This is a genomic window from Paenibacillus sp. F411, from assembly GCF_017582705.1.
Lineage (GTDB): Bacteria > Bacillota > Bacilli > Paenibacillales > Paenibacillaceae > Paenibacillus_AQ > Paenibacillus_AQ algicola.
This window is the reverse complement of sequence record NZ_JAGFIP010000029.1, coordinates 1-23,992: the sequence shown is the minus strand read 5'-3', so window position 1 is coordinate 23,992 and position 23,992 is coordinate 1. Positions and strand designations below refer to the sequence as shown.

19 protein-coding genes are annotated in these 23,992 nt (G+C 54.4%); 8 read left to right on the top strand and 11 right to left on the bottom strand.

The window, feature by feature from the left end:
• The 5 genes from JJQ72_RS19750 to JJQ72_RS19730 form a co-directional block, all read right to left on the bottom strand.
• Positions 1-456, bottom strand: a 456-nt coding sequence (locus JJQ72_RS19750; RefSeq protein ID WP_208204735.1) for a hypothetical protein, incomplete at its 3' end; no start/stop codon positions are given.
• A 12-nt stretch (positions 457-468) separates the two neighbouring features.
• A complete protein-coding gene (locus JJQ72_RS19745) occupies positions 469-1,914 on the bottom strand; it encodes an apolipoprotein A1/A4/E family protein (RefSeq protein WP_208204734.1) in 1,446 nt (481 codons plus the stop codon).
• 187 nt (positions 1,915-2,101) lie between these two features.
• Positions 2,102-2,302 (bottom strand): twin-arginine translocase TatA/TatE family subunit, encoded by a 201-nt coding sequence (locus tag JJQ72_RS19740; protein WP_138224320.1) that lies wholly within the window; start codon positions 2,300-2,302, stop codon positions 2,102-2,104.
• Between the two features lie 114 nt (positions 2,303-2,416).
• Entirely contained in the window at positions 2,417-2,986 is a 570-nt protein-coding gene (locus JJQ72_RS19735) for a RidA family protein (protein WP_243896288.1), read from the bottom strand.
• Between the two features lie 76 nt (positions 2,987-3,062).
• Positions 3,063-4,670, bottom strand: coding sequence for a flavin monoamine oxidase family protein (locus tag JJQ72_RS19730; protein ID WP_208204733.1), 1,608 nt, complete (start codon positions 4,668-4,670; stop codon positions 3,063-3,065).
• A 271-nt stretch (positions 4,671-4,941) separates the two neighbouring features.
• On the opposite strand from JJQ72_RS19730, the gene JJQ72_RS19725 reads away from it, so the two are divergent.
• Positions 4,942-5,187 (top strand): MerR family transcriptional regulator, encoded by a 246-nt coding sequence (locus JJQ72_RS19725; RefSeq protein ID WP_138224318.1) that lies wholly within the window; start codon positions 4,942-4,944, stop codon positions 5,185-5,187.
• A gap of 50 nt (positions 5,188-5,237) precedes the next feature.
• Positions 5,238-5,993, top strand: a complete 756-nt coding sequence (tatC, locus tag JJQ72_RS19720) for a twin-arginine translocase subunit TatC (RefSeq protein WP_208204732.1) — start codon at positions 5,238-5,240, stop codon at positions 5,991-5,993.
• A gap of 20 nt (positions 5,994-6,013) precedes the next feature.
• Here the strand turns inward: tatC and JJQ72_RS19715 are convergent, their stop codons facing one another.
• Complete coding sequence (locus tag JJQ72_RS19715) at positions 6,014-7,510, bottom strand: HD domain-containing phosphohydrolase (RefSeq protein WP_208204731.1); 1,497 nt, start codon at positions 7,508-7,510, stop codon at positions 6,014-6,016.
• A gap of 568 nt (positions 7,511-8,078) precedes the next feature.
• Here JJQ72_RS19715 and JJQ72_RS19710 point away from each other — a divergent pair.
• Positions 8,079-11,462 (top strand): WIAG-tail domain, encoded by a 3,384-nt coding sequence (locus JJQ72_RS19710; RefSeq protein ID WP_208204730.1) that lies wholly within the window; start codon positions 8,079-8,081, stop codon positions 11,460-11,462.
• 182 nt (positions 11,463-11,644) lie between these two features.
• A complete protein-coding gene (locus JJQ72_RS19705) occupies positions 11,645-11,869 on the top strand; it encodes a DUF2642 domain-containing protein (RefSeq protein ID WP_233281204.1) in 225 nt (74 codons plus the stop codon).
• A 124-nt stretch (positions 11,870-11,993) separates the two neighbouring features.
• On the opposite strand, the gene JJQ72_RS19700 is transcribed toward JJQ72_RS19705, so the two are convergent.
• The gene (locus JJQ72_RS19700; protein WP_138224314.1) at positions 11,994-12,557 is read right to left on the bottom strand and encodes a hypothetical protein; all 564 of its coding nucleotides are present in this window, start codon (positions 12,555-12,557) and stop codon (positions 11,994-11,996) included.
• Positions 12,558-12,565: 8 nt separating this feature from the next.
• Positions 12,566-13,228 (bottom strand): cobalamin B12-binding domain-containing protein, encoded by a 663-nt coding sequence (locus tag JJQ72_RS19695; RefSeq protein ID WP_243896290.1) that lies wholly within the window; start codon positions 13,226-13,228, stop codon positions 12,566-12,568.
• A gap of 257 nt (positions 13,229-13,485) precedes the next feature.
• Between JJQ72_RS19695 and JJQ72_RS19690 the strand changes: the two genes are divergently transcribed.
• Together JJQ72_RS19690 and JJQ72_RS19685 are read left to right on the top strand one after the other, a co-directional pair.
• The gene (locus JJQ72_RS19690) at positions 13,486-13,893 is read left to right on the top strand and encodes a hypothetical protein (RefSeq protein WP_233281108.1); all 408 of its coding nucleotides are present in this window, start codon (positions 13,486-13,488) and stop codon (positions 13,891-13,893) included.
• Between the two features lie 4 nt (positions 13,894-13,897).
• Positions 13,898-17,539, top strand: a complete 3,642-nt coding sequence (locus JJQ72_RS19685) for a CheR family methyltransferase (RefSeq protein WP_208204728.1) — start codon at positions 13,898-13,900, stop codon at positions 17,537-17,539.
• A 254-nt stretch (positions 17,540-17,793) separates the two neighbouring features.
• Here JJQ72_RS19685 and JJQ72_RS19680 read toward each other — a convergent pair whose 3' ends face one another.
• Positions 17,794-18,555: an N-acetylmuramoyl-L-alanine amidase gene (locus JJQ72_RS19680; protein ID WP_138224311.1), complete on the bottom strand. Its 762-nt coding sequence runs from the start codon at positions 18,553-18,555 to the stop codon at positions 17,794-17,796.
• A 622-nt stretch (positions 18,556-19,177) separates the two neighbouring features.
• Here JJQ72_RS19680 and JJQ72_RS19675 point away from each other — a divergent pair.
• Complete coding sequence (locus JJQ72_RS19675) at positions 19,178-19,444, top strand: hypothetical protein (RefSeq protein WP_175415157.1); 267 nt, start codon at positions 19,178-19,180, stop codon at positions 19,442-19,444.
• 160 nt (positions 19,445-19,604) lie between these two features.
• On the opposite strand, the gene JJQ72_RS19670 is transcribed toward JJQ72_RS19675, so the two are convergent.
• Positions 19,605-19,910 (bottom strand): MTH1187 family thiamine-binding protein, encoded by a 306-nt coding sequence (locus tag JJQ72_RS19670; protein WP_208204727.1) that lies wholly within the window; start codon positions 19,908-19,910, stop codon positions 19,605-19,607.
• A 1,135-nt stretch (positions 19,911-21,045) separates the two neighbouring features.
• On the opposite strand from JJQ72_RS19670, the gene JJQ72_RS19665 reads away from it, so the two are divergent.
• Positions 21,046-23,379 carry a ribonucleoside-diphosphate reductase subunit alpha gene (locus JJQ72_RS19665; RefSeq protein ID WP_138224308.1) on the top strand — a complete coding sequence of 778 codons (2,334 nt, stop codon included), beginning with the start codon at positions 21,046-21,048 and terminating at the stop codon, positions 23,377-23,379.
• Positions 23,380-23,533: 154 nt separating this feature from the next.
• On the opposite strand, the gene JJQ72_RS19660 is transcribed toward JJQ72_RS19665, so the two are convergent.
• Positions 23,534-23,992 (bottom strand): hypothetical protein (locus JJQ72_RS19660; RefSeq protein WP_208204726.1); only part of this gene is annotated, 459 nt, incomplete at its 5' end.

Below are 23,992 nucleotides of genomic sequence, written 5' to 3'. Positions count from 1 at the left end.
CTCATGCTCATGCTCCAGCACACCCACATGCAGACGGTCGCCCAGCACGCTTTCCTTGAGATCCAGGTCCACCAATGCACGCTTCTCCCGCTTCTGACTTTCGCTCACCTCGGGATCAGCATCTTGCTCATCCATGTTTCCTTGATCTCCATACTGCTCATTATTGCTTCCTGGATCGGCATTTTCCTCCTCGGTGCTTTCGTGATCAGTACCCTCTTCGCTCTGGCCTCCTTCATGATGGCTGTCCTTCTCCCCATGCTCATGCTCCAGCACTCCCACATGCACCTTCTCTACCAGCGGGAGCTTATCCAGCCGGATTTCGAGCAGCGCGCGCGAGCTTGACTCGTTAGCATTCCTTTCCGCTGCAGCCTCCACAGAAGCACCGCCAACCGTGGCAGCAAACAACACCGGAACACTCACTGCCGCAGCCATAACCCATTTATTTGTCCATTTCATATTCATCTCTCCTTATTTTGATTTTGTGTAATCCTCTGCAAAATAAGGAGAGCGCTGTGGCGGAAGTCCTGCAGGCTCAGCTATCCACTGACTATTCAGCGCATACAGCGAGCCGGGCCATGCAGACGGGGATGATTCCGGACTCGAAACCGGGCTTCCATCCGTCAGAAAAGATAAGAGCCAGATCCCTGTTGATCCGATCCCGGCTGTACCGGTGGACTGGGCGTTCTGGGCATACAACAGCGGCGTACTGTAAATTTTGTAAAAAAAAGCGTTATCAAGGATAACTTCAGCATTCCCTCTTGCCTGCTCCAAGAATACTCCCGAATCAACACGGGGTCCCGCATTGTCCTGCGCCGCTTCTGTCATTCCCAAGACCTGAGGTACCTCCTGCGGCTCTTGCTGTCGCTGCTTCGGAGCAAACGCGTCTGCAGCTCCGATTTGGAAAGCTGCTGCTGCATCAACGCTGTTCTCTTCAGCCTCCTGCAGCTCATCCTTCTCCGATGTGTCAGGTGTGCTCTCCCGCGGTCGGTCTTCTTCCTTCTCTGTCACTCGTGAGGATGCTTCCCGCTCTTTACCGGTCACTGCGACAGGCTCCGGGGGATTTAGCCCAAGCCTTACTTTATCCTCCGAATGCTCACGATCTGCGCGGACATCACTAGGTGCCGGATCAGGCTGTGTAAAAATCGGCCGCTCCGGCTGTGATGCATCTTCCGGAATTTGTGGAAGCTCCTGCTCGGGCTCTTCCGGCGCCTCCGGCGGCTTCACTGGAGCTGGCGGCTTCGATGGCTGTGCCGGCTTCACCGGTATCAGCGTCTCTGACGTCTCCTTCACCTGACTCAACAACTTATCCGTTTCACGGAGCACATTCTCTGCCGTCTCTTCCACGGTGTTTGCCGCACCCTTACCGGTTTCCTTCACCGCAGCTACGCCGTTTCGCACCGTGCCTGACAGCATCTTGCCCGTCTCGCGGACCGTCTTGCCTGCTGCCTTCACGGTTTCTGTTACGACCACCTCCGGCTCATGAGCCGATTCCAGTACCTTCTGCACCGTCTCTCCGGTATGCCGAACAGCTTCTGAAGCCGTGCCTGCACCATTTCTCAATGTGCTTTCAGCCAGTTCCGCTGCGGGCTCCAGTGTCTCTCCCAAGCCCTGCACCGCCTCTTCCACTGTCCGCTCCACGCCTGAAGCCGTTTCCTTCACCGTCTGCTTCAGGGCATCTCCTGTATCCTCTACCGTATTACGGGCATCGGATAACGTCTTCTTTACCGAATCACTGACGCCGGACACCGAATCCTTGAGACCGCTCAGCCCCCGCTGCAACGACAGCATATGACCAGCCTGGCCCTTAACTTCAGCAGCAGGCTTTAACTCTTCTGCATAGGCGTCACTTCCGGCTTGAAGCGTGAACAGCAGGATAAAGCTGCCAAGAACGAAAGGCCATACGCGGTTGTTCATTTCACGTTTTCACCTCCTTTCTCCTCCTTAATACCCATATTCACTAATCAAGACACAAAAAATGGAACAAAACCCAACCCTTTTTCGACAGCATATAACAACAAGGAAAATGCAGGACAAAGACCCGGCCAAAGGCCGGGTCGGTTGGATAATTGGATCTCCTGCACGGCGCAAAGTCCGTCAACATTCAGTCCTTGGATTTCAGCAGCCCGCTCTTTTCCTCTTCTTCCTTACGGTCATCGCCGACCAGCTCCCGGGCCGAGGATTTGAATTCAAACAAGGTCCGGCCCACGGCTCTTCCCAGCTCCGGCAGCTTCGACGGACCGAACAGAATTAGCACCACAATCAGCACCATCATCACGCCGGCAAAGCCAACATTTTGAAACATAATCTCACTTCCCTTCATATATAGTTATGAATCGTCATCCGTGCTGTACTTCGCAATGACCCCGCTTGCGACCGGAAGCCGTAACACAAGCCTTACCTGTGAGATCGACTCCAGTCACCTGACTTTGGGATACACAGCGACGGCTTCGATCTCGATCAGCCAATCCGGACTGACCAGACTGGCTACACCCACGGTTGAGCGGGCAGGCTTCACAGGATTGGACTCGGTGTTAAAGAACTCGGCATAGGCATCAAACCAGCCCTTGTAATCAAACGCATCGTCCTTCACAGCATCCGGGGTAATGTATACCCGCAGATATACCACATCCTTCATGCCCAGCCCCTGCTCCTGCAGCTGCTTCTCAATGGCCTTCAATACCCCGATTCCCTGAGTCTTTGTATCTCCGTAGCGCTCATATACCGTCTTTCCTTCCTTGTTCAGCAGCGGCGGCACGGTGCCGCTGGTATACAGCGTGGAGTAGCCTTGCGGCACGATCACACCACTGGAAATGGATGAGGAGGGACTTCCATAAAATCCGGGACCTGCCGAAACCTTAATGGCCTGAATGACCGGAGTCTCGGCTGGTTTATCGGCGGCATACACCGTGGCTCCTGCGAGGCTGAAGAGCAGGGCCATGGCCGCTGCATACTTCAGCTTTTGATCCAGCTTCATTTTTGTTTTCATCACAATCTTCCTTTCTATTCCAGGATCTGATTCTATACATTAGTCACAGTAAATCCGAAAGCTTTCGAGGCTCACGTTAAGCCTTCATCACCCGCTCATGCAGCTCCTTGACGACAATCTGGGCGGATTCGATCGCTCCGGACTGCCAGCCTGTCATATAGCTGAGATGCTCTCCGGCAAGATAGATGCGGCGATCCGGTTTGCATAAGACCGGGTAAAAGGATTTGCGGTCATCGGCACTGTATGAGGCCCATCCGCCTTCCTGGAATTTTGTTTTTTTCCAATCAATCGAGAAGGATGACTCGAACTCCTTGGCATACTGGGGATGAATTTTACCGCCTTGGGCAAGCGCGTGGCGCTCTCTCTCCAAGAATGACATCCGGCCCAGCTTATCGGCGTTGCCGCCAAAGGCATAGTAGCCCAGCACCACCCCTTTTTTGGAAAAATAATCGTTCGGCGGATAATAGATTTGGGTGATGTCCATGTTCGTGAGCGAGTTCCCTCCATAAAGCTGGTCGTCCTCTTCCCAGAAGCGCCGTTGAAACTGGAGTCCAATCTTTCCGGCAGAAGCGTAATTCGTGCTGGCAATCGCCTTCGACATCTCCGGGGAAAAATCAGCCGGTATATGCTTCAGCACACTCAGTGGAATCGTACAAATACAGTAATCGCCGGTGATCTCCTTCTCCCCTCCGCTGCCAGGGCTGCTATACACGATCTTAACGCCATCCTCTGATTGCGAGATTCTTTTAACCTCCGTGCGGTAGCGGATGATATTATTCCCGACTCTTTTAACGAAGGCATCCACGATTTTGTCCATACCGCCAACAGGATGGAACATCATCATCTGCTGGTCATAGCTGTACTCATTGCTGAAATACCTGCCGAAGCCGGAATCAATAATCGATTTCAGATCAAAAGGGTCCCGGCGCACCCCGCCGTCCAAGGCCCCGCCCGGCTCCTCTTTGTAGCCTCCGCGTGAAGAGCCCTTGTAGAACAGATCCGGACTCAGATCCCCCTCTGCCCGCAAATAGTCAACCAGCTTGCTTTTCTCCTCGGCGGTAAGCGGCAGGTCGAGCCGGTTCTGATGGACTGCTTTGGCGAGCATTTCCGCCGTATAGCCGCGCACGTCGGCTTTGGCTGCTCTCTTCGGCACCCGGCGGTTGGACAAGGCCCCCACATTCTCGTTGTAGTAGAACCCGCTTTCGTTCACATTGTTAAACGGCTCCACGGCAATTCCGAATTTACGGCAATAGTCCATCGTAACATGAAATTGAGGAATCCTCATTGGACCCGCGTTGAAGTAAAGTCCTTGATCAAAGCGCGCGGTCTGCCGTACGGTGCCGATCTCCGCCACCGAGGTCCCTTTACGAACCGTCCAGCACCGTCCTCCTGCAAACTCCTTCGCCTCCAGGATGGTACAGTCATAGCCGGCCAGCCCCAGCTCATAGGCAGCGGTGAGTCCGGCAATACCGGCTCCCAGAATGATAACCTTCTGGCCTTTCCGGCCACTAAGCTTTAAGTCGTTGACGCCCGGGGGCACATATTCAGCCGCTTTCAGCGTTTGTGGGGCCAGCAGCCCCATCGTTCCCATTAAGCTAAATACCGCAGCCGAGCCTCCCACCTTGCCGACAGCCGTTAGAAATTGCCTCCGCGTCATCTCCTCCGGTTTATCCTGAACTGCCATGTCACCCACTCCTTTGCCGTTAAATCAGGTTATGCGCTGATCTTAGCAAAGAATTCCGGGTTTGAGTTAAATTATGTAAGAAATCCTTACACACTAATTTTATTTTATGAAAAATAATTGATTTTTTGATAATAATTACATAGAATCAGATTCATATCCTTATGGAAATCATTTCAATACGTGTAAACCTTAATGAGAAAGGAGGGTTTAAGTTATATCATATAACATAAGATGTTAGATTATTATACGTTCAAGAATGGAGGCGGCAGCTGTGGAGAACAAAGTCATGAGTATAGGTGTCGTTCGCGAGCTTACCGGCCTTACCGAGAGACAAATTCGGTATTATGAGCAGAGAAAGCTTATTTTTCCGGAAAGAACGAAGGGAGGCAACCGCAGATACTCGTTTGAGGACGTAAACAAGCTGATCTACATTCATCAGAAGATGCAGGAGGGATTTAATACGGTCGAGCTCCGGGAACCACCTAAACCGCGCCGGCGGGGCTGTGCCCCCGCTTGAGCCACCAGACAGCACCTGTCAAAGCCCTCTTAGGGAAGGAGTCGATCAATATGGATGTACAGCAAGCCATGAGTCTTGGCAGCCACCTTGCCGAGCTTCGCAAAAGGATCATCGCAGTGGCCGTTGTATTTGCGGGCGCTATGATCGCCGGGCTGCTTGCTGCTCCCGGGTGTCTGGCCTTTATGAAGCTGCATTCCCCCGCCTTTCAGGTCACCTGGAATGTATTCTCGCCTTGGGACGGACTACGCATCTATATGGGCATTGCCTTGGTGCTCTCGCTCATTGTAGCCCTTCCCTTCACGCTGTATCAGCTCTGGCTGTTCGTCAAGGACGGACTGCAGCCGGTGGAGCAGAAGGCGGCCCTGAAGTTCATTCCCTTCTCGGCTCTCTGCTTCATTCTTGGCCTGGCCTTCGCGTATTTTGTCGTGTTCCCTATGAGCCTGGCCTTCACGACGAAGGTGAATACGGAGATGGAGCTTGTCGAGACGTATGGTGTCGCTGCTTATTTCGGCTTTATGTTCAACATCATCGTGCCTCTAGCTCTGGCATTCGAGCTTCCCGCCGTGGTCCTCTTCCTGACCCGGATCGGCCTGCTCAACCCGGCACTGCTGCATTCAATGCGGCGCTATGCCTATCTGCTGCTTGTGATCATTTCCGCACTGATCTCGCCTCCGGACCTTATCTCCCATCTGATGGTCGCCGTGCCGATGATTGCTCTCTACGAGGGAAGCGTCCTTCTGGCGGGCTGGATGCATCGGCGGGAGCAGTCCCGCACAGACAAAACCGGACTTCGGCATACTGCCTAAGTCCGGTCCCTCCACATGCTTTATGCTGTTTCCAGATTGCGCCGCATATGCTGAACGAACATCCCTGCGAAATCAGGATCCCATTGACTTCCGCGCCCTTGCTCCAGGATGTCCAGTGCCTCGGCCCGGCTCATCCCCCGCCGGTAAGGGCGGTCGGAGGTCATGGCATCATAAGCATCCGCGACGGCAATAATCCGGCCGAACAGCGGAATGTCCTTGCCCTGCAGGCCATCAGGATATCCGTGGCCGTCATATCTCTCGTGATGGGACCGCACTCCCTCCAGAAAAGGTGCCATAGCATCCGGCGGCTCGATCTGCTTCAGAATATTTTCCCCTTGTGCCGGATGGGTCTTCACCTGGAAGAACTCCTCTTCGGTCAGGCGGCCTTCTTTGAGCAGGATGCTGTCCCGGAGCCCGATTTTGCCGATATCATGCAGCAGTGCTGTTTTGTGAAGAATATCAATACTATGGGCGTTCAGACCTGCCAATTGGCCGATAATGACGGAATATTCAGCAACTCTCAGCGAATGACCTGCGGTATAGGGGTCTCTTGCATCCAGGGCTGCGGCCAGCGCGGCAAAATAGCTCTCCAGCAGCTTGCGGTTCCGCTCCTCCCGCAGCTGCAGTCCCCGAACCATCATATTGAAGCCGGCGATCAGGCTGGAGAATTCATCCGAATACAGATTGGAGGTCTGAATGAAGCGTCCCTCCTTCACCGTATCCATTGCTTTGTACAGCTGACGCAGCGGTCGGTTGACGTCCTGCGTCATGAGCAGTGCACCGATATAGGCGAAGCCTACGCCGAGCATTAGAATGATGCCTGCCCAGCCCCAGTAGCCTCGCGATATTTCCTCATAGAACTGCCCCATATGCACCCGAACCGCCAGGCTGAACAGGAACAGCGGACAAGTCCCGATCAGCATCGCACTGAGCAGGAATTTGGTGCGGATGGAGGTAAACACATGTCCTTCCAGCGAAAAGTCTATGCCATATCGAATGAGCGCGAGCCGGCGCAGCTCTCGTACAATCGGCCGGATCGCGGCAACCGTCAGGAAAAACTCGATCATCGCATGACAGCTGGCGACCATGACCGCACCCAGCACCGCAATCCAGATGTAGGACAGCGGGATGCTCAGCAGCCCGGCATGAATCATCCATACGGTTGCGATCAGCGCGGGAATGGACATGCCCAGGAGATGAGGACCGTAAATACGATAGACTGCCAGCGACGGCATCCGGTGAGTTCGAAGATAGGCTGCCTCCAGCTGATCCAGCGTGGCGTCCTCCTCCAGCAGGACATTGCGAATGATTCCAATATGCTTGAAAAAAACAAAAAGCTCCACAGCGAGCATTACGACAAAGGATCCACCTAAAATGCTCAGCAGCCGGAAGCTTTCTATATAGGAAACGTTAAGGGTTGTGGTCATCAGTGCACCGCCGACGAGCAGAACGGCGATCAAGGAGCCAATCATATAATTTCGAATTAGCTGACGCAGAAAGGACTTATACAGCTGCATGCCAGTGCCTACTTTCTCTGTAATTGTTTATATTTAGAAATATCGGCTGAAACGGCGAAAAAATCAAGCGGTTTATTTTTAGGGAGAGACTTGCAGAGATGAGATTTGCATTTTCAGAAAAAGTATGATATTATTTTCAATTGTTATATGAAGTTTAACCCCGATGGATTCCTCTTCAACTTCGATTCTACTCGAGAATGTTCACACCGAGGTTGTAAATTCCTATTTTCTAACCCAAAAGTATGAGTTTGTACAGGATGTTTGTTTTCTGATTCACACTGGAGCGGTCATCGGAGCCGCAAGGACGAAAGAGAGGCAGGGCTTTTGTTGTATTGGAAGGTTCGATTCATCTGATTTCAATCTGGAACCGTCTGCACAGCTGTTTGGCTGTCACGGGTTAAATTTTATATAGGTGCTTTGCATTTAGTCATTTGAAATATACTCAAGCACCCCCTGAAGCATCCGGCAGCGCTGTCGGGTGCTTTTTTGTGTTTGCAGTGACAGCCGCCCAGCCTTTCGCATAGGATGCCGGAGATGATCCATTCTCTCGCGAAGGAGCGTGCAGTGCTTGAAAAAACGTGGAAAACACTCCAGCAGCAAAGACCCCGGCCAGCGCTATCAGGTCAGCGCCAGCTTGAAGGAAATCGATCTGGCACAGCCCAGTGAAAAGGCGAAGACCAAGGAAGCGTCGATCCGTCAGGCTGCTCCTGCCGTCCTGCCAGCCGAAGCCGCAGCGGAGCCCGTGCAAAGCGACTTCTCCGATGCAGAACACGAGGAGCCGGCTGGGGAGACAGCCGCTCCTGCAGGAGCCACAGAGCAGGCGGAGATGCTGGCAGCTTATCCGGAGCAGCTGCTAAAGGAACGGCTGCTCCCGTCCAAAGCCCCTGTTATTCATACAGAGGATATCGGAAAGGCCGCTGTCACCGAGTCCAATCTTGCAGCCCGCGCCGTGACGGCAGCCAAGCTGGCCCCCGGCTCGGTCGGCAGCGACAAGCTGCAGGATCAATGCGTCACGACCATTCACCTGGCTGACGAAAGCGTCACATCCAGCAAGCTGGCGTCAGCCAGCATTACTGCCGAGCATTTGGCTGGCGGCATTGTGACCGGGCAGAGCATTGCCGATCATGCCATCACAGCAAGCCACATCAAGCCGGGCAGCATTGATGCAGGCAAGCTGGGACTGCAGGCGGTTCAGTCTCAGCATATCGCCGATGGCGCTGTGCTTCCGCGCCACCTTAGCCTAAGCAGTGTTCCGGGCCAGCTGCTGGAGGACGAAGCGATTACGGAAGACAAAATCGCCTCCGGCAGCGTCAATACCCACCATCTCGCCAACGAAGCTGTCCATACCGCCAAGCTGGCAGAGCAAGCCGTCACCACCGCCATCATTCGCGACGGCGCCGTGAATGGTGCCAAGCTGCAGCCCGGCTCCATTCAGGGCATTCATCTGGAGCCGGCAAGCATCACCGGCCTGTCCCTGTCTCCCGGAGCTGTCGGCCGTGAACAGCTGGCAGAGCATGCAGTGGGCACCCAGCAGCTGGAGAGCGGCTGCATCACCTCTGCTCACATTGCGGAGGGAGCTATTACGGCGCAGCATCTGGCTGCGGGACTGATCGGTCCCGAGCAGCTTCAGCCTGCCTCCATCGGCAGTCAGCAGCTGACCCCCGGCGAGATTCAGACACGTCATTTGAGCGACGCCGCTGTCACGAGCCTGAAGCTGGCTGAGCAATCCGTGGGCACCTCCAAGCTGGTGGAGCAAGCCGTCACCGCTTCGAAGATTGCAGATCAGAGCATCCTGCCGCAAAAGCTCAGCGACGGGGCCGTGCATACACGCCATATTGCCAGCGGCGCCATCAAGAGGGAGCAGCTGGCGCTAGAAGCTGTGGTGTCCGCACATCTTTCGCCACAATCCATTCAAGGCGGTCATATTCAGGACGGAGCCATTGCCGCCCAGCACCTGAGTGCAGGCCTGATTGATAGTGCTGCCATCGCCCCGGAGTCCATTCAGGAGCACCATCTGGCCTGTGATTCCATCACGTCCTCCCACCTCCAGGAGCAGGCGGTGACAGCATCCAAGCTGGCCCCGGAAAGCGTGGACAGCCGCAAGCTCGCCCCCGGCGCCGTCTTTGGCCCCGCTATCGCCGCCGAAGGCGTGAACGCCGATCATCTGGTGCCCGGCCTCATTTCTGAAATCCATCTTGGCACAGGCAGCGTAAGTGCAGCTGCCCTTCAAGATCAGGCCGTGCAGCAAGAGCATCTGACAGATCGCGCGCTGATCGCGCGCCATTTTACCGAGGAGTGCGTCTGTAGCCCTGCCCTTGCGCCTGCCTCTGTGACCTCTGCCAAACTGGCGGCAGGCTCAGTAACAGAGCAGGCGTTAGCGGACGGAGCGATTTATCCGCAGCATCTGGCTGATCATGCGGTCACCGCACTTAAGCTCTCTCCGGAAAGCGTCACAACCGACAAGCTGACCGACCTCTCTGTTCATACTGCCAAGCTGGCTGAAGGCAGCGTCACCTCCACCAAAATTAAAGATGCCGCCATTACCGAAGCCCATCTGGCTGAAGGGATTATTGGACATCGGCATTTCACGCCGGAGGTGCTGGCATCCCTGTCGATCCAGGACAGCAGCATTACCACCCGGCAGCTGCAGGATCAATCCATTGGTCCGGAGAAGCTGCAGCTCTACGCGGTGAACAGCATCCATCTTGCGCCTTCCTCTGTGACAGCTGTCGCTATTCAAAGCGGAACCATCCGGGAAGACCATCTGGCAGACAACGCGATTGAGGCCCGGCACCTGGCTCCGGAAAGCATAGAAGGCCGACATGTGGCTCCGGAAACCTTATACGGCTATCACCTTAAAAACAGCAGCGTTACCCTCTCCCATCTGGCAGAGGACGTCCGCTCCCCGGATTTACTGCCCGACGGCAGCATCGGGGGCGACAAGCTGCAGAAGAAGTCACTCTCGGCAGAGCATCTGCAGTCAGGAGCTGTTACAGAGCAGGAGCTGAGCGACGGGGCCGTCAGTGGAAGCAAGCTCCAGCCTTCCTCGATCGCCTCCATTCATATGCAGCCTGGCGCCGTACAAAGTGAACAGCTGGCGGCGGAAGCCGTGGAGTCGCGCCATGTGAAGCCCCATACCATTGACAGCTCCCTGCTCGCACCGGGCGCTGTGGACGGAACACATCTGCAGCTCCATACCATTGAAGCCCGGCATCTGACGGCAGGTGTCGTTCATGCTGAGCATCTTGAAGAAAGCTGCGTGCGGGAGCAGCATCTGGCAGACCATAGCCTGTCCTCCCGCCATTTCTCTCCGGAAGCCGTAAACGGCAGCCATATTGCACCATCAAGCATCGGGAAAGAGCATCTTCAGGACGCCGTGATTGGCCGGGAGCAGCTCCAGCCGGACAGTCTGGGAGCGGCGCATCTGCAAGCGGGAGCAGTGCAGTCCCGGCACATCGCAGAAGGCGCGATTCTGCCTCGCCACCTTAAGCCAAGCAGCATTGGAGGCCGGCATCTGGAGGCCGGTGCCATTACAGGCGAGCAGGTCATGGATGCCTCCCTGACCGGCGACAAGCTGGCAGACGGGGCTGTCTCAGGACCTCAGCTTGCCGCGGGCTCGATCGACAGCTCTCATCTGACCTCCGGCGCAGTTCAGCTGGAGCATCTCGGATTCGCACCGGTTCGCAGCACTGGACCGTCCTTGCAGCAGTATGGCTTGAGCGCGTTCGTGTTTGCCGGGAATGAGCAGCAGGCTGTCGTCCAGGTCGCCTTTGACGAGGCCTATCCAACCGCCCATTACGTCATTGTGGCGATGAGCAATCATCCTGGGCTGCTCGTCTCCCTTAAGGAGCAGCAGGCCCGCTATGCAATATTGGAGGTGCTTCGGCAGCCGGGCTGCACCCAAAGCCATGGCTTTGTATCCTGGATTGCCATGGGCCCCTCTGCTTCTTAATGACAAAGGGCAAGATATATAGCCTGCTTGCAGGCACCGCCCACTGGGCAGCTGCATAGACTGCAAATATGAAAGATACCACGAATGGAGTGAATGTTTTGGGACCGTATTATCAAGCATCGCCTTACACGATGGCGCCTCAGCAGACGATGGGACAGCAGCATCAGCAGCATCACCAGCAAATGGAGCATCAGCCGACAACACAGCCAATTGTAGTCTACCCTGTTGATCCTTATGTCGTGGAGGCGTTCAAGTCCCTGATTGGCAAGTATGTAGTGCTGGAAACGACCCGCGGACGCATTGAGGGCTGCGTGAAGCAGGTGAAGCCGGATCACGTAGTGCTTGAGGTACACGGAAAAATGTGCTTCGTCCGCATTTGCGAAATCGTCTGGATCATGCCGAGCTAACGAGCTCTGGAAAGCTCCTTCTGTCCTGGGAGCTCCACCCCCGTCCAAATCACAAAAATCCCCGGTACCTTCATGAGGGTACCGGGGATTTCTGCGATTTACATAACGCCCATGCAGCCGGGCTTTAATACATCTCCCGGGAAGCATTTTTCAATGCAGTATCGATCAGCTGCCGAATAATATCACTGTAGTCCGTCTGGTGGATCTCCACCAGGCTGGGATGCACCTGATCCAGCAAATCCTTGACGGTTTCCAGCACGCTGCACAGCTCCCGGTTTAGCGTATGGCTTGCGCTCAAATAGCTTCTGGCGCTTCCCGCCTGCCGAACAGCAGGCTCATACATGCCGTTCTCGAGGTTCTCATGGAGACGCTCCAGCCGCTCTGCAACGGCCTTGTACTGCTTGTCCCTGGAGATGCACACCAGATGGCCGCACTCCTCCTCATCCCAGTGCTGATAAACTTCAAAGGGCAGCACCTGAGCAGACCGGGTCTTCAGAATCAGCTCTACCCGCTGATCCGTGTGATCCGGCGATATATAGGTTCTTGCCTTATTCAGCGAGCCTTCATCAATGAAGCTGAGCCAGCTGCCGGAAGCTGCAAAGAGGTCTGCTGCCGGCGAAGAGCAGGCAAGAATCTGATAATGCAGATTGACTTTGAAATAAGGCACGGGAAGCTGCTTGTCCTCCATAAGTTCTCTCACCTCATATTGAAATGCGCCGCAGCTTGGCGGCTTGCCGCTTCGTAGGATCGGAGCCAATCGTTCAGGGAGAGCAGGTCGGGAAAGAACAGTGCCCGCTCCCCCAGCGTATTCTGGAGTCCATAGCGGTCAATCAGGCGGCCGCCGATGACGATCATGGGTTCATAGCTCAGGCTCTGCAAGGCCTGAGTGTACTTCATCAAAGTCGGCAGATGATACACGATGGACGCGGACACGCCAATGATCTCGGGCTTCCAGTTCATCGCACTGACCATGGTGTTCTCCAGCGGCAGATTACCGCCATACAGGCGGGTGCTGAAGCCCCGTTCCTGAAACAGGGACGAGACCATTTTCAGGCCAAGATGATGATATTCCCCCTCGACGCACAAGAACATCGCTCTTCCTCCATGTCCCTGCGCCGGCTTTATCTGTTGTGCATACCGCGTAATCATAACATCACAAACCCCTGAGGCCAGATGCTCATCCGCGACGGAGACCAGATTCTGCTCCCACAGACCGCCGATATATCGCATTGCCGGTGTTAGCAGCTGATCATAGATGTACAGACTGTTTCTACCTGAATCCATATGACGGACCAAGAGGCTCCAGCACTCCTCCGTTAGTCCTTCCAGCATCAGCTCTGCCAGATGCTCAATTTCCATATTCAAGGGCAGCACCTTCTTATCCCCCCGGTAATATCATAACGTTTTACATTGTAATATGATCTTGAAGCTGGTGACCAGGGCTATTTTTGGCGATTGAACGTAAGCTTTGTCGAAAGTGACGAGGAAGTCTTTTTTTCTATTATAATGATCAACACAGGCGATTTCGCTATAAAAAGTGAATAAAATATGATAATATTTCCAATTACACCTTTGAAGTCTATCAATGCATTCAAGCTAGAGAAAGGATGCGGAGCATGGAAACCATAGAAGAGTACGCTGATATGATCCAGCAGGTGATGGATATGATCTATACGGCAGATCCCTCCCTGCTGCAGCGCTACGGGGAACGGGGACGTCAGAAATGCAGGGAGGACAACCTTCATCATCTGAAGCATCTGGAGACGGCCTTTCAGCTTGGCAACACCTCTGTTTTTACCGATTATGCGTTATGGCTTGAGGGAATTCTAAGCAAGCATGCAATGAAAACGCGTACACTTACGGACAATTTCCAATATATGCTGGATTCCCTGGACCTCGCCCGCAGCCTGGATGAGAGAGCCCGGCAAGCTTACCGGCAGTATTTGGAGGCAGCTATTCATGCGCTGCAGCAGCACGAAGCCCGTGAAGCCTCAATGACCACAGCCCAAGGAGAAGGGAACTAGCCCAATGAGCGAAAATGAATTACAGCCGCAAGCTGCCATCATCGTGCCGCCTGCGAGCCTTACTCACCCCAAAACGAACGAGACCGAGAATGAGGAGCATGCGCCGGCCTACGTCGTAGGACTGGGTGCATCTGCGGGCGGGCTGGAGGCGCTGGAGGTATTCTTCGACCATATGCCGCCGGATACCGGCATGGCTTTTGTCGTCGTGCAGCATCTGTCCCCTGATTATAAGAGTCTCATGAGCGAGATTCTTCGCAAATATACGGCCATGAACATCCGCGAAGCGCGGCATGATATGGTCGTCCGTCCTAACTATATTTATCTGACGCCGCCGCGCAAGATTCTAACCATCTCCGGCGGGCGCCTAAAGCTGGCAGAGCCGCTTCCTAACACCACGCTGCATATGCCGATTGATATGTTTTTCAGCTCGCTGGCCCAGGAGTGCAGAAACCAGGCGGTGGCTGTCGTCATGTCCGGTACCGGTACGGACGGGTCCCGCGGCATTCAGGATATTAAGGATACAGGCGGCCTCGTTATTGCACAGGACAGCCACTCTGCCAAATATGACGGCATGCCGAGCAGTGCGCGGCTCTCCGGCAATGCGGATGCGGTGCTGGCGCCCAAGGAAATGACCGAGCGCCTGCTGCTCCATGTGCATGGAGAAGGCTATGAGAATGTATCTACCGTCCGCGAAACCATAACGACGGAGCAGTATATCCAGCTCATCTTTGAGAAGATCCGCCAGGATTGCGGAGTCGATTTTACGTACTACAAGCGCAACAGCGTCCTGCGGCGCATCGAGCGGCGCATGGCCATCCACAATGTGCCCAGCATGGCGATGTACATGACGTTTCTCGATGAGCACCGCGAGGAGCTGCAGTCGCTAAGGAAGGATCTGCTGATCGGGGTTACGAATTTCTTCCGTGATTCGGAGGCCTTTAACGTGTTGTACGAGCGGGTGATTCCAGAGCTGTTCGAGCGCAAAAGCTTCGTCAAGGAGATCCGAGTCTGGGTGGCCGGCTGCTCCACCGGCGAGGAGGCGTATTCGGTAGCTATTTTGATGCGCAAATATGCCGAGAGCCTGGAGACGCCGTATTCCATCAAAATTTTTGCCACCGATCTCGACAAGGAATCCATTGAATATGCCAGCCAGGGGATTTACTCCGAAAGCACCATCAGCCATCTGTCCCGGGAAGATCAGGACCGCTTCTTTATCAAGGATGATGATATGTTCCAGGTGAGCAAGGAAATCCGCAAGATGGTCGTCTTTGCACCGCAGAACATCATCAAAGATCCGCCGTTCCGCAATCTGGACCTTATCACCTGCCGCAATATGCTGATCTATCTGCAGCCGGAAATGCAGCAGAAGGTGCTGTCTCTGTTTCACTTTGCCCTGAACCCTGACGGCTTCCTCTTCTTAGGTCCCAGCGAAACGATCGGGCGCTTTACGAACCAGTTTGAGGCGTTTGACCGGAGATGGAATATTTTTACGCACAAAAAATCGTCCGCCGGCGAAGAGCCCCGCATGTTCCAGATGGAGGACCGACTCGCACAGCCGCAGCCCTTCCGCAGAATGGTCTCCCCTGTCGTGCCGGCTAAGGACAGCGGACCGAAGCGGCTCGATGATCTGCAGACCACGCTCGTCGAGGAGCATGTGGCCCCGGGCATGGTTGTGGACCAAAGTAATGATGTAATTCATCTAAACGGCCCGATTCATGAATATCTGATGCTTGCCCAGGGAAAGCCCAGCTGGAATCTGTACAAAATGATCGACCCCAAGGTGTCCGCCGCCGTCTCCTCCGCGGTACAAAAGGTACGGGAGCAGCGCCGCGGTGTAACGTACCGCTCATTGACGATTCAGACGAATCTCGGTGAGCGACAGATTGATCTGCATATCCGTCCCTTCTCCCTCAAGAACAAGACCTATGAGAAATATGTTCTCATCCTGTTCATGGAGCCGGAGCAGCCGGGCTCGGAATCACAGGTGGTGATGCAGCCATTCGAGGTAGACAGCGGCGTGAACCTGCGGATTATGCAGCTGGAGCAGGCGCTGCTCCGGGCAGAGGAATCTCTGCAGGCTACCGTTGAAGAGCTGGAGACGTCCAATGAGGAGCTGCAGGCCACGAATGAGGAGCTGGTTGCGGCGAACGAGGAGCTGCAAAGCGCCAATGAGGAGCTGCAGTCGGTCAACGAGGAGCTGGTCACGGTCAACACCGAGTATCAGTTCAAGATTCAGGAGCTGACGGACGTGAACAACGATATGACCAATTTTTTGGTGAGCACACGGATCGGGACTATTTTTCTGGATAAGCGGATGTGTGTGCGCCGATTTACTCCGGCGATTACGAAGGAAATCCATCTGATGGAGGTCGATTACGGCCGCCCGATTGAGCATATCTCGCACCATTTCAAATACGATACGCTAGTCCAGGACGCTCAGGAGGTGCTGCAGTCACTGGTTCCTTTTGAGAAGGAAATTCAAAGCCAGAGCGGCACCTGGTACAGCATGCGTATCCTTCCTTACCGGAAGGATGACAACTTTATTAGCGGCGTCGTGCTGACGTTCGTCAATATTACGGATCTCAAAACGGTAAACGAGGAGCTGCAGAAGCTCTCCTATGCGGTCGAGCAAAGCCCGAGCATTACGGCGATCCTGGACCCCGCTGGGCGGATAGAATATGTGAATCCCCGCTATACGGAGGTTACGGGCTTTCATCTGGCGGATGTAAAGGGAAAAAGCATTCGCGAGTGCATGCAGAGCGAGGCCGGCGAGCGGCCGATTGAGCATGTAATGAAGCTGGCTAAGGAGGACGGGCAGTGGATGGGGGAATTGACCGGCTGCAAAAAGAACGGCGAACTGTTCTGGGAATCGGTCAAAATGATCCCGGTTCGCGACAAGCAGGGCCGCATCATCCACTACGTCAAATTCTCGGAGGATATTACCGACCGCAAGCATGCGGAGGAAATGCTCCGCAAGAATGAAATGCTCTCTGCCGTAGGACAGCTCGCGGCCGGTGTTGCTCATGAAATCCGGAACCCGCTGACCGCTCTGAAGGGCTTCACCAAGCTTATGTCCGGCAAGGGTATGGGCAATGACATGTATATTGATATTATGCTGAACGAGCTGAACCGGATTGAGCAGATCGTCAGCGAGCTGCTGGTGCTCGCCAAGCCGCAGGCTATTGATTTTGTGGAAAAGGACCTGACCCCGATTCTGCAGGACGTGCTTATGCTGCTGGAATCCCAGGCCAATATGAACAATGTTGAGATGAACGCCCTGTTTACAGAGGGGCTCCGGGTGTTTGGCGTGGAGAACCAGCTGAAGCAGGTGTTTATCAATATTCTCAAAAATGCGATTGAGGCCATGCCCTCCGGCGGCAGAGTCGATGTGCTCGCCGAGCTGCATGCGGATCAGCAGCAGATCATCGTTCAGTTTATTGATAACGGCACCGGCATTCCGGCAAGCAAGCTGGCCAAGCTCGGAGAACCCTTTTACTCCACCAAAAACAAAGGCACCGGACTCGGGCTCATGGTCAGCTACAAAATCATTCAGAACCACAAAGGCACCATCCGATTTGAAAGTGAGGAAGGGCAAGGCACCACGGTCACCATTGCCATTCCGTGCACAGCATCACTGCTGCCGTAACTCCTCTGGTCAATGCTCGCGTGAATTGGTCGAACCGACGCATTCTTCCGCACTGGGCGCAGCTCCCGGTGCGCGGTGTTCCGCTGCATAACAGCAGTCGATCGACCACACTCTTGCTAGCCGCCCACTCAAACCGCCGCCCCTCTCGATGCACCGCAGCAGCGGGTATCAGAGGGGCGGCTTTTATCGGTTAACCTTATATTGCTGCCGGTTTCCAGGCCGGGGCTCCTGCTCCTGATCGACACTTGGAGAGATTAATCTTTGTCGCTTTGAAGCATCGCCATCAGCTGATTTCGCAGACGGTTAAATACGATCGCCGCCTCCTCGCGGGTCAACGGCGCACCGGGACGCTTGCCATCAAACAGCCCGTTCTTCACCGCTTCGTCCCACGCCGCCTGTGCCCATGGGCTGACAGTATGAATATCTCGTGCGGAATTCGGGGTTTCTGCCACTGGGCTCGCCTCCTTTGCTTGTAATCCCAAATGCTTGGCAATGCCGGTAACATGGCCGTTGACCAGCGCCGCAATGACCTCATTCTGCTTCAGCTTGGCGGCATCTGAAGCTACATCCACAAACAGGTTCTCAGTCAATACCGCTGGCATAGCACTTTCCCTGACCATGTGAAAGTTCGCGCTTTTCTGTCCCCGATCATTGACCCCAAACGGACGCAGGGCCGCCATAATGTCGGTATGCAGATGATTTTGCAGCCTTACCGACTCACTGCTCGGCTTAGTGTAGCGAAAAGACTCAAAGCCCCCGGAGCCGCCCCCGGCATTACAATGGATCGAGATCAGAATATCCGCTCCGGCCCGATTCGCCGCTGCGGTGCGCTGCGGCAGCTCCAGAAATACATCGGTGGAACGCGACATGAGCACCTGCACCTCCTGATACTCCGCCTCCAGCCGCTGCTGGATGCCTTTAGCGATCGCGAGCACCACATTCTTCTCCTGCAGTCCGTTTCCAGACGCTCCCGGGTCTGTTCCTCCGTGACCGGCGTCGATCCATACCTTTTTCACGAATCATCCCCCTCTTTCCTGACTTCATGCAGCCGGGCTGCCCACACACTCCCGGATCGGTTCCGCCGGAACCGACGGCGATTCACACCTTCTTAGCTGACTTGGTGCAGTTGGCATGCAGACGCTCCTCCCCGCTGCATGTACAAACATTGTATTCAACGAATCTTGTAAACGGCTGTGCATTTGCAGGAAGACTTGCATATTCTTTATAAATGTGCGGGTGGTATCAGCTTCATTCTTGAACCCATTGTGCTAAAGTGGCGTACTACATCATATCTATTCCTTTTTATGCAGCCATCATGAATCAAAAAGGAGGTCAGAGCCATGCCTACAGCAGATGCAGACAGCGTAAGCCGCTGCTCCAGACGGTTTTGTATTTTGCTCCCGCACGGGAAACCACAGCCCGTTTGGCGCTGAGATTCTCTGTAGCAGCATCGCTCGTCTTGAGATGAAGACAAGATCCTATGTTCTTTTAGCTGTGATCTTACTCGCCGTCGCCGCCTCTCCAAAACTGTATGCACTCTACCAGGAACGAATCCATTTCAACAAACCGCTGGTTTCCATCATTGCCTTTGCTGATCTTTCAATTAAGGGTAAATTTGCCCGGGAGGAAAAATATTATTTGGAGGTAGAAATAGAAAGAGGATATTACACCAAAGCTTATGATATAGACGACCCCGTCAGGACCTACGCATTGTCCGGCAAGGAGCTGTATGACCAAATTCAACTGGATGAAAAAACCGATTACGCCGGCGTAACCCTAAAATCCGTCGTACATATCCGGGAACTGGCGTCTGATGAGGCAGAGCGGTTAAGAATGGACCCGTTTCTCATCATCTCGGATCAGAAATACAGCAAGTATGTAGAAATCATTAACTTGTCCAAATGAGGACCGTACACATGCTGGCCTTGGAGCAGGGCGGCGGTTCGCCGCTGCTTTATGGCCGGCATGGGTGCGGCTCGGCCGCAGCAGCGCTTTGCCTCGGGCCGAGAGCTGCATGCGATGCGGTACGCACGCAGCGATTCCGCGGCCAGCCGCTGTGGAACAGCTACTGCCCCAGCTTCTCCATGACCGACTGCAGCTTCTGTCTGCTGGAGCCCGCCTTATCACGGCGATCGTCGATTTTGACCGAAGTGGACACCCGCTTCGCCCCACACATAAATGGCGCTTCATGCAGAGCAGCAATCGCCTTCCAAATATCACCCAGCTCGCCTTCAATGATGGTGCTCATGGAGGTCAGCTCGAAAGTAACCCCCTCCTGCTGCTCCAATACCCGCTGCATTCCCGCTACATATGCGCTCAAAGACGTGCTCTCCGTACCAATCGGTATAATGGTTACCTCTGCGATCGCCATACATATAACCTCCTGCCTTCAGATTTAGGATACCTTTATTCTAACAGCTTTATGATGAAAAGAAGTAGTTTTCATGCACGCACGTGTGCTGAGCGTGTCTTGGCACGGCTGGGCGTTTGCTCATCAATATACGTGCGCACACTCAAGCATAGCTGGCTTGCCTACTCGTGTGTACGCTTCTCAATACATTAGCTCATGCTCCCAGTAGCTTATGCTCTAACTTACTTATGCTCTGCTCTGCTCAGCTCATGCTTTACACTAGTCCGTTCTCTCAGTAGCTTATGCTTTACACCTTCTAGCTCACGCACTCAGTCGCTCATGCTCTACACTAGCTCATGCTCTAACGGTTGCCACAGTGCTTATTGTTGCTCTATCGGGAACAAATTAATTCTAACGGTTGTGAGCGTGCTTATTTGGTGGAAACAGTCGCTGTGAGGCATCAAATTGCTAAAATATCTCGTCTGGCAACCGTTAGAATTAAAGTAACCTTGGATTTGACGCATTAGCGCTCGTGGCAACCGTTAGAGAGTCAGAGTTAGAGTTAGAGTTAGAGTTAGAGTTAGAGTTAGATCCGCACCCGCTCCCCCCTCGCCCCCACACCCATCAACCAGCGAAGCAGCCCATACCACACTCCACTGCACACAGCCAGTGACAAAAATAGCAATCTCTCAGATCCGGTGAATCTGCGTAAAAATTGACGCATTTCGTCAATATCTATGGATTCCCACTCTCTTTTGTGAGTTTCTACATTGGCAGTTTGCCCGGTCATTTGCTATAATTCATTTTGTGCTTTTTTGAAGATTATCGTTTACAGATACAACATATTGGGTTAAATTAAGTATCACTAACCAAATATAGTGTGTGTAGGGGTTCTGAACATATTTACATATGCTCCGGACCGAACGGGAAGCATGGCGAAAATCCATGAGCTCCCTCCTATATGCCTAGCACCTGCTTCTTTCGGGAATCAGGCACGTGTTTGCGGATCGCGTCTGTACATACACACCCAGACAGCATTTTAACCCACAGCGCACAATAGCATTTTCAGCCTTCCCAGGGAGGTTGGTCGAAAATGTTTTTTTCTTGTCTTGCTTTTTTGCTTTTATTTTTCCTAAGGAAGGTAGGGAATTGATGTATGCCACAACTCGTAGTCAAGCCCAATAACCGTCAGCTGGCTTTTGATGAAATCCGCCTCTCTGTGTATGCGGACCGTATTTTGAAGGACCTGGATATGCTCGATAAGGAAAGACTGCTGCGCGGGGTAACTGCAAAGCTTCGCGGTGAGCAGGTCTCCGGTGAGGAGATCAGCAATGCGTTCACCATGTCCGCCCTGGAGCTGGTCAGCAAAGAGGAGCCCAACTGGAAATTCGCGGCAGCCCGCTCCCTCCTGACGTCATTATATAAAAAAGCGGCCAACCACCGCAGATATAAAGCTTATCCGGAAGAGCCCTACGGCGCTCTGTACCCGCTCATCACAGAGCTGGTGCAAAAAGGGATTTACCGCGAAGAGCTGCTCTCCTGCTACACCAAGGCTCAAATTGAGGAGCTTGCAGATACGATTGACTACTCCCGCGATCTTCTGTTCGATTACATCGGACTGCTGACGCTGGCCGAGCGGTACCTGGCTACGGATTTTGACGGCCGGGTCATGGAGCTGCCGCAGGAGCGCTACATGGTCATCGCCATGTACCTGATGCACAAAGAGCCGGAAGACAAGCGCCTGGAGCTCGTGAAGGAAGCCTACTGGGCTATGAGCAACCTGTACATGACGGCCGCTACGCCTACCATGTCCAACGCCGGCAAAAAAGTCGCCGGACAGCTGTCCAGCTGCTTTATTGATACGGTGGATGACTCGCTGGAGGGGATTTTTGATTCCAACACTGATGTAGCACGCCTGAGCAAAATGGGCGGCGGCATCGGCGTATACCTCGGCAAGGTACGCGCACGCGGCTCGGACATCCGGGGTCACAAGAACACCAGCTCCGGCGTGATCCCGTGGATCCGTCAGCTGAACAACACCGCTGTCAGCGTGGACCAGCTGGGTACCCGCAAGGGCGCCGTGGCTGTATACCTGGACGTGTTCCACAAGGACATTCTCGCCTTCCTCGACTTGAAGCTGAACAACGGAGATGAGCGTATGCGAGCGCACGACGTGTTCCACGGCGTATGCCTGCCTGACCTGTTCATGGAGGCGGTTGAGGCCCGGGACGAGTGGAGCCTGTTCTGCCCGCATGAAGTGAAGAAAGTGATGGGCTGGAAGAGTGAGGACGGTCGTCCGCTCGGTCTGGAGGATTTTTACGATGCTGCCCAGGGCGATGGCGAGTTCCGCCAAAAATATGCAGAGGCAGTCGCTAACCCGGTTCTGCCGCGCATCACCGTACAAGCCATCGACATTATGAAGCGGATTATGAAGTCCCAGCTGGAGACCGGCACGCCATACATGTTCTACCGTGATACCGTCAACCGGGCGAACCCGAACTCGGCGCATGGCATGATCTACTCCTCCAACCTGTGTACGGAAATTATGCAGAACCAGTCCCAAACGGTCGTTGAGCAGGAAGAGCTGGTTACGAAGGACGGCCAGACCCGGATCGTGATTTCCAAAATCCCTGGTGACTTCGTGGTGTGCAACCTGAACTCGATCCACCTGGCACGTGCAGTGCCTGCTGGCGTCCTGGAGCGTCTCGTGCCGATTCAGGTCCGGATGCTGGACAACGTCATCGACATTAACAATATTGAAGTGCTGCAGGCCCAGTACACGAACAGCCAATACCGCGCGGTCGGCCTGGGAACGTTCGGGCTTCACCACCTTTTGGCTCTGGAGGGCATCCGCTGGGAGTCTGATGAGGCGGTCGCTTATAACGACAATCTGTATGAGCATATTAACTATCTGCTGGTTAAATCCAGCATGGAGCTCGCCAAGGAAAAAGGTCACTATCCGAAGTTCAAGGGCTCGGATTGGGAAAGCGGCGAATATTTCACCTTCCGCGGCTACACCGACGGCGAGCATGTAGGCCAATTCGTAACCACCGAGCAATGGCGCGAGCTGCAGCAGGAGGTTCAGCAGAACGGTGTCCGGAATGCATGGCTGTTCGCCATCGCTCCGAACGGCTCCACCTCGATCATCGCCGGCTCCACCGCCAGCATTGATCCGTTGTACGAGCTCTTGTCTTATGAAGAAAAAACAACCTACAAGATCGCGAATCCGGCTCCGGATCTGTCGGACAAGACAATCTGGTATTACAAAACGGCATTCCTGATTGACCAGCACTGGTCCATCAAGATGGCTGCGGCCCGCCAGCGTCACGTAGACCAGGCACAAAGCTTTAACCTGTATGTCCGTCCGGACATCCGCGCTTCGGAGTTCCTGGAGCTGCACCTGCATGCCTGGAAAGCAGGCATCAAGTCCACATACTATGTACGCAGCCGGGCACTGACGATTGAAGAATGCGAGTCCTGCGCAAGCTAAAGCTTTTCGAATCCCTCCCAAACCCTCCCTTTCCAAAGGGAGGGCCCCAAGGGCTCTGCCCTCTGGACTCCCGAAAGTAAACCCGTGCAGGGTGCGAGTGTGGCGGAGATACGGAGCTTGGGTGCTAGGAGCGCTTTCCCCCTTCGGGGACGCTTCACGATGGTGCAGACCCGATGGACGGGCTGTGGTGCTTGCGATAAGGTACCTTCCTGCTTGGAGCGCTCTCCCTTCGGGATTTGCTGGAAGTTGGGTGCAGACCCGATGGAGGGGCTGTGGCGCTTGAGATGAGGTACCTTCCTGCTTGGAGCGCTCTCCCTTCGGGATTTGCTGGAAGTTGGGTGCAGACCCGATGGAGCGGCTGTGGTGCTTGAGATAAGGTCCCTTCCTGCTTGGAGCGCTCTCCCTTCGGGATTTGCTGGAAGTTGGGTGCAGACCCGATAGACGGGCTGTGGTGCTTGGGTGAGATGCCTTCCTGCTTGGAGCGCTCTCCCTTCGGGATTTGCTGGAAGTTGGGTGCAGACCCGATGGACGGGCTGCGGCGCTTGAGATGAGGTCCCTTCCTGCTTGGAGCGCTCTCCCTTCGGGATTTGCTGGAAGTTAGGTGCAGACCCGA

Bases quoted from the DNA above. Each gene is read 5' to 3' on its own strand.
- JJQ72_RS19700 (WP_138224314.1), bottom strand. From the start codon at position 12,557: ATGGAGGACAAGCAGCTTCCCGTGCCTTATTTCAAAGTCAATCTGCAT.
- JJQ72_RS19705 (WP_233281204.1), top strand. From the start codon at position 11,645: ATGGAGCATCAGCCGACAACACAGCCAATTGTAGTCTACCCTGTTGAT.
- JJQ72_RS19735 (WP_243896288.1), bottom strand. From the start codon at position 2,986: ATGAAAACAAAAATGAAGCTGGATCAAAAGCTGAAGTATGCAGCGGCC.
- JJQ72_RS19665 (WP_138224308.1), top strand. From the start codon at position 21,046: ATGCCACAACTCGTAGTCAAGCCCAATAACCGTCAGCTGGCTTTTGAT.
- tatC (WP_208204732.1), top strand. From the start codon at position 5,238: ATGGATGTACAGCAAGCCATGAGTCTTGGCAGCCACCTTGCCGAGCTT.
- JJQ72_RS19740 (WP_138224320.1), bottom strand. From the start codon at position 2,302: ATGTTTCAAAATGTTGGCTTTGCCGGCGTGATGATGGTGCTGATTGTG.
- JJQ72_RS19685 (WP_208204728.1), top strand. From the start codon at position 13,898: ATGAGCGAAAATGAATTACAGCCGCAAGCTGCCATCATCGTGCCGCCT.
- JJQ72_RS19745 (WP_208204734.1), bottom strand. From the start codon at position 1,914: ATGAACAACCGCGTATGGCCTTTCGTTCTTGGCAGCTTTATCCTGCTG.
- JJQ72_RS19690 (WP_233281108.1), top strand. From the start codon at position 13,486: ATGGAAACCATAGAAGAGTACGCTGATATGATCCAGCAGGTGATGGAT.
- JJQ72_RS19715 (WP_208204731.1), bottom strand. From the start codon at position 7,510: ATGCAGCTGTATAAGTCCTTTCTGCGTCAGCTAATTCGAAATTATATG.
- JJQ72_RS19695 (WP_243896290.1), bottom strand. From the start codon at position 13,228: ATGGAAATTGAGCATCTGGCAGAGCTGATGCTGGAAGGACTAACGGAG.
- JJQ72_RS19730 (WP_208204733.1), bottom strand. From the start codon at position 4,670: ATGGCAGTTCAGGATAAACCGGAGGAGATGACGCGGAGGCAATTTCTA.
- JJQ72_RS19670 (WP_208204727.1), bottom strand. From the start codon at position 19,910: ATGGCGATCGCAGAGGTAACCATTATACCGATTGGTACGGAGAGCACG.